General features: G+C 71.7%; 3 protein-coding genes. 2 read left to right on the top strand and 1 reads right to left on the bottom strand.

Going from position 1 to position 4,995, the window contains the following annotated elements; genetic code table 11:
- The first annotated feature begins 166 nt into the window (after positions 1-166).
- Positions 167-1,621 (top strand): cryptochrome/photolyase family protein, encoded by a 1,455-nt coding sequence (locus C665_RS18320; protein WP_004326070.1) that lies wholly within the window; start codon positions 167-169, stop codon positions 1,619-1,621.
- A 129-nt stretch (positions 1,622-1,750) separates the two neighbouring features.
- A complete protein-coding gene (locus tag C665_RS18315) occupies positions 1,751-2,911 on the top strand; it encodes a MalY/PatB family protein (protein WP_004326068.1) in 1,161 nt (386 codons plus the stop codon).
- A gap of 177 nt (positions 2,912-3,088) precedes the next feature.
- Here C665_RS18315 and C665_RS18310 read toward each other — a convergent pair.
- A partial coding sequence (locus C665_RS18310) for a hybrid sensor histidine kinase/response regulator (protein WP_004326067.1) occupies positions 3,089-4,995 on the bottom strand: 1,907 nt, incomplete at its 5' end.

Raw genomic sequence — 4,995 nt, 5'->3', positions numbered from 1 at the left:
GGCGGGCGCCGCCTGCACTCGCGGCCCTGCGCTTCGCTGCGGGCTGCCCTCGGCGCTCCTGAAGTTGGCGCCCGCCACTCCGGCCCCGCGGCCTTGCGCTTGTCCGGACTGCGGCGGCACGGTGGCGGATGCGTCATAATTGCGCATCTTTGTCCTGGACAAAAAAATGCCCTCCGCCCTCGTCTGGTTCCGCCGCGACCTGCGCAGCTTCGATCACGCTGCGCTCCACCACGCCCTGCGCTTCGCCGAGCGCGTGCATTGCGCCTTCGTCTTCGATACCGCCATCCTTGACGCGCTGCCCGCGCGCGCCGACCGCCGCGTCGAGTTCATCCACGCCAGCCTGGCCGAGCTGGATGCGGCGCTCGACGCCCTGGCGCGTGCCGCGGGTGGCACGGGAGGCGGGCTGATCGTGCGCCATGGCCGCGCCGAGGACGAGATCCCGCGCCTGGCCGCCGAGCTTGGCGTCGACAAGGTCTTCGCCAACCGCGACTACGAACCCGACGCGATCCTGCGCGACAGCCGGGTCGCGCAGCGACTCGCCGAGGACGGCATCGGTTACGAGGACTTCAAGGACCAGGTGGTCTTCGAGCGTGACGAGGTGCTCACCCAGACGGGCAAGCCCTACAGCGTGTTCACGCCTTACAAGAACGCCTGGCTGAAGGCGGTGGACGATTTCCAGGTCAGCTCGTATGCGGTGGAGAAGTACGCCGCGCACCTGGCGCCGAAGCCCGCCGGCGAGACCCTGCCCGGGCTGGCCGAAATCGGCTTCGCGCCCACCAACCTCGCCGAGCTGAGCCTGCCTGTGGGCATGAGCGGCGGCAAGCGCCTGTTCGACGACTTCGCCGCGCGCATCGAGCGCTACAAGCGCGCGCGCGACTTCCCGGCGGTGAAGGGCGTCAGCTATCTGTCCACCCACCTGCGCTTCGGCACCGTGTCGATCCGCCAGCTCGCCGCCCACGCCCGCGCGCGCGCCGGCGAGGGGGCGGAGACCTGGCTGTCGGAGCTGATCTGGCGCGACTTCTACCACCAGATCCTGTGGCACCACCCGCAGGTGGTGGACCGTGCCTTCCGTCCCGAGTACGACGCCGTGCAGTGGGACGACGCGCCCGAGCTCTTCGCCGCCTGGTGCGAGGCGCGCACCGGCTATCCGATCGTCGATGCGGCGATGCGCCAGCTCGACCAGACCGGCTGGATGCACAACCGCCTGCGCATGATCGTCGCCTCCTTCCTCACCAAGGACCTCGGCGTCGACTGGCGCCTGGGCGAGCGTTACTTCGCCGTCCGGCTCAACGATTACGACCTCGCCGCCAACAACGGCGGCTGGCAGTGGGCGGCCTCGACCGGCTGCGACGCCCAGCCCTGGTTCCGCATCTTCAACCCGGTCACTCAGTCCGAGAAGTTCGACCCCGAGGGCCGCTTCATCCGCCGCTACCTGCCCGAACTCGCGCGCGTGCCCGACAAGTTCATCCACGCCCCCTGGACCATGGGCGGCATCGACCAGACCGCGTGCCGGACGAAGATCGGCGTCGATTACCCCGGACCGATCGTGGATCACGCCGCTGCGCGTGAGCGCACGCTGCAACGTTTCGGCGTGGTGAAGAACGACGCGCAAGGCACATAGGCGTCAGCCCGGGGATTCGGTGCGCCGTCCGGGCGCCGGATCGCGACTTGCGTCGCTCCTACGGGGCAGCGAGCGCTCGGGGGAATGCGGGACAATGACGCCCCGTCACCCTTCACCGGACGCCCCGTCATGACCGCCCCCGCCTTCGACTTCGACCGCCTCATCGACCGCCGCAGCCTGCCGAGCGAAAAATGGGGCCGCTACGCCGGCCGCGACGTGCTGCCGCTGTGGGTCGCCGACATGGACTTCGCCGCGCCGCCGGCGGTCATCGAGGCCCTGCACCGGCGCATCGACCATGGTGTGTTCGGCTACACGGATGCCTGGCCCGCGCTCGAGCAGGCCGTGGTCGAAGGCCTGCGGCGGGATCACGGATGGACGATCCAGCCCGACTGGCTGGTGTGGCTGCCGGGCGTGGTCGCCGGCTTCAACCTCGCCTGCACCATCGCCGGCGAAGCGGGCGACGGCGTGCTCACCGCCACCCCGGTGTATCCGCCTTTCCTTACCGCCCCGGCCAACACCGGCCGCGTGCTGCAGCGCGCCGAACTGGTGCTGGGCGACGGCCGCTGGCAATGGGACTGGGACGCGCTCGAGGCCGCCTGCACGCCCACGACCCGGCTGCTGCTGCTGTGCAGCCCGCACAACCCGGTCGGCCGGGTGTTCGACGAAGCCGAACTGCGCCGGCTCGCCGACTTCGCCGCGCGCCACGACCTGCTGGTGTGCTCGGACGAGATCCACTGCGGCCTGGTTCTCGACGCCGATCGCACGCACCGCCCGCTCGCCGCGCTCGACGAGGCTATCGCGCGGCGCACGATCACCCTGATGGCGCCGTCCAAGACCTGGAACATCCCGGCGCTGTACTGCGCCTTCGCGATCATTCCCGATCCCGCGCTGCGCCGGCGCTACCGCCACGCCATGCGCGGCATCGTGCCGCATGTGAACGTGCTCGGCATGGTCGCGGCGGAGGCCGCCTACCGCGACGGCGATGCCTGGCGGCGGGCGCTGCTGGATTACCTGCGCGGCAACCGTGAGCGCGTGCTGGAGGCCGTCGCGGCGATGCCCGGCCTGACGACGACGCGCCCCGAAGCGACCTACCTGGCCTGGGTCGACTGCCGCGCGATGATGGCGGCGCGCGGGGTCTCCGACCCGGCGGCCTTCTTCGAGGCCGCCGGCGTCGGACTCTCGGATGGCGCGGCCTTCGGCGCGCCGGGCTTCGTGCGGCTCAACTTCGGCTGCCCGCGCGCGACGCTGGACGAAGCGCTCGCGCGCATGGCGCGCGCGCTGGGCGCGTAGACGCCGGGACGGAGCGGTCTACCACTGCAATATCTTGACTTGCGTCGCTCCTGCAGCGTGCTTCCACGCCGGGGGCGCAGGAGCGACGCAAGTCGAGATCGGCGGCGGCTCGGAGGGCGTCGAGGCGCATCCGTTGCCGCATCCCGGCTGGCACCGCAGAAAGAGCGAGGCCCCCCCTCAGCCCTTGCCCGCCTGTGCGTAGCGCGCCACCAGCGCGAGCAGCTCCTCTTCCTGGTAGGGCTTGCCGAGGTAGTGGTCGGCGCCGACCTCCAGGGCGTAACGGCGGTGCTTCTCCGCCAGGCGCGAGGTGATCACCACCACCGGCAGGTCGTGCAGGCGCGCGTCGGCGCGGATGTTGCGGACGAGGTCGAAGCCGTCCATGCGCGGCATCTCGATGTCGGTGAGCACCACGTCGGGCTTCAGGTCGATGAGCTGCTCGAGCGCGTCCACGCCGTCCTTGGCGGTGAGCACGCGATAGCCCTCGCGTTCGAGCAGGCGACCGGTGATCTTGCGCACGGTCAGCGAGTCGTCCACCACCATCACCGTGGGCAGGTGCAGCGGCGGTGGCGCCTCGGCGGCGGGACCGAACAACCCCGCGTGCGCCTCGTCCGTGGTGGTGGCGGCGCGCGCGCCGAGCGCGACCGGGTTGAGGATCAGCACGATCTCGCCGTCGCCAAGCACGGTCGCGCCGCTCATGCCGACGACGCGGGTGAGCTGCGGGCCGGCGTTCTTGACGATGACTTCCTGGTTGCCGCGCAGCCCGTCGACATGCAGCGCGAGCGTCTGCGCGCCGGCGCGCAGCAGCAGCACCCAGCTGTAGCGCGCCTCGGCGGGGCGCGCCTCGCGATCGCCGAGCAGGCGCGGCAGATAGCGGTAGGGATAATGCTCGCCCTGCCATTCGATGCCGTGCGCCCGCTGCATGGCCTGCAGCGCGTCGGGCTTGAGCTCCATGGCCTGCACGATCATGTTGGCGGGAACGGCCCAGCTGCGGCCGAGCGCCTCCACCAGCAAGGTCTGGGTTACCGCGAGGGTGAGCGGCAGGCGGATCGAGAAGCGGGTGCCGGCGCCGGGCCGGCTGGCGACCTCGACGCGGCCACCGGCGGCGGCGGTTTGCGCCTTCACCACGTCCATGCCGACGCCGCGGCCGGAGACCGCGGAGACCTCGCGCGCGGTGCTGAAGCCGGAGACGAAGATCAGGTTCACCAGGCGGCGCTCGTCGACGCGCTCGTCGGCGCCGAGCAGACCGCGCGCGCGCGCCTGCGCCGCGATGCGCTCGAGGTCGAGCCCGGCGCCGTCGTCGGCGATCTCGATGGCGATCTCGTTGCCCTCCTGGCGCACCGTCAGCTCGATGTTGCCGGTCTCGGCCTTGCCGGCGGCCAGGCGCGCGGCCGGGGCCTCGATGCCGTGCGCGACCGCGTTGCGCAGCAGGTGTTCGAGCGGCGCGGCCATCTGCTCGAGCACACTGCGGTCGACCTCGATGCGTCCGCCGCGCAGGTCGAGCGCGGCACGCTTGCCGAGCTCGCGCGCGCTCTGCCGCACCACCCGGTAGAGCCGGCTGGCAAGGTTGTCGAAGGGCAGCATGCGCACCTGCATCAGCCCTTGCTGCAGCTCGCGCGCCATGCGCGCCTGGCTGCCGAGGGCGAGCTCCGCGCCGTCCAGGTTGTGCAGCAGGCCCTGCTGCACGGTGGTCACGTCGTTGACGCTCTCGGCCATCATCCGCGTGAGCTCCTGCAGGCGGGTGTAGCGGTCGAGCTCGAGCGGATCGAAATCGGTGTGCTGGGTGCCGGCCTGCGCGATGCGCGATTGCATCTGCACCTCGGCCTGGATCTCGACCTCCCGCAGCTGGTTGCGCAGGCGGATCACGTTCTCGGTGAGGTCGAGCAGCGAGCGCCGCAGGCTGCGCAGCTCGCCCTCGACCCGGCTGCGCGCGACGCCGATCTCGCCGGCCTGGTTGACGAAGCGGTCGATCCGCTCGGCGCGCACACGCAGGGTCGGGGAGGCGAGCGGCTCGACCTCGGGCGCCGCCTCCGCGCCGGCGCCGGCTTCCTCGGCGCGGATCGGGGCGGCCGGCGCCTGGAGGGCCG

The sequence above is a fragment of the Thauera aminoaromatica S2 genome (assembly GCF_000310185.1).
GTDB lineage: Bacteria > Pseudomonadota > Gammaproteobacteria > Burkholderiales > Rhodocyclaceae > Thauera > Thauera aminoaromatica.
The sequence above is the reverse complement of the archived record's forward strand: the minus strand, read 5'-3'. Positions and strand labels throughout refer to the sequence as shown.

Bases quoted from the DNA above. Each gene is read 5' to 3' on its own strand.
- C665_RS18320 (WP_004326070.1), top strand. From the start codon at position 167: ATGCCCTCCGCCCTCGTCTGGTTCCGCCGCGACCTGCGCAGCTTCGAT.
- C665_RS18315 (WP_004326068.1), top strand. From the start codon at position 1,751: ATGACCGCCCCCGCCTTCGACTTCGACCGCCTCATCGACCGCCGCAGC.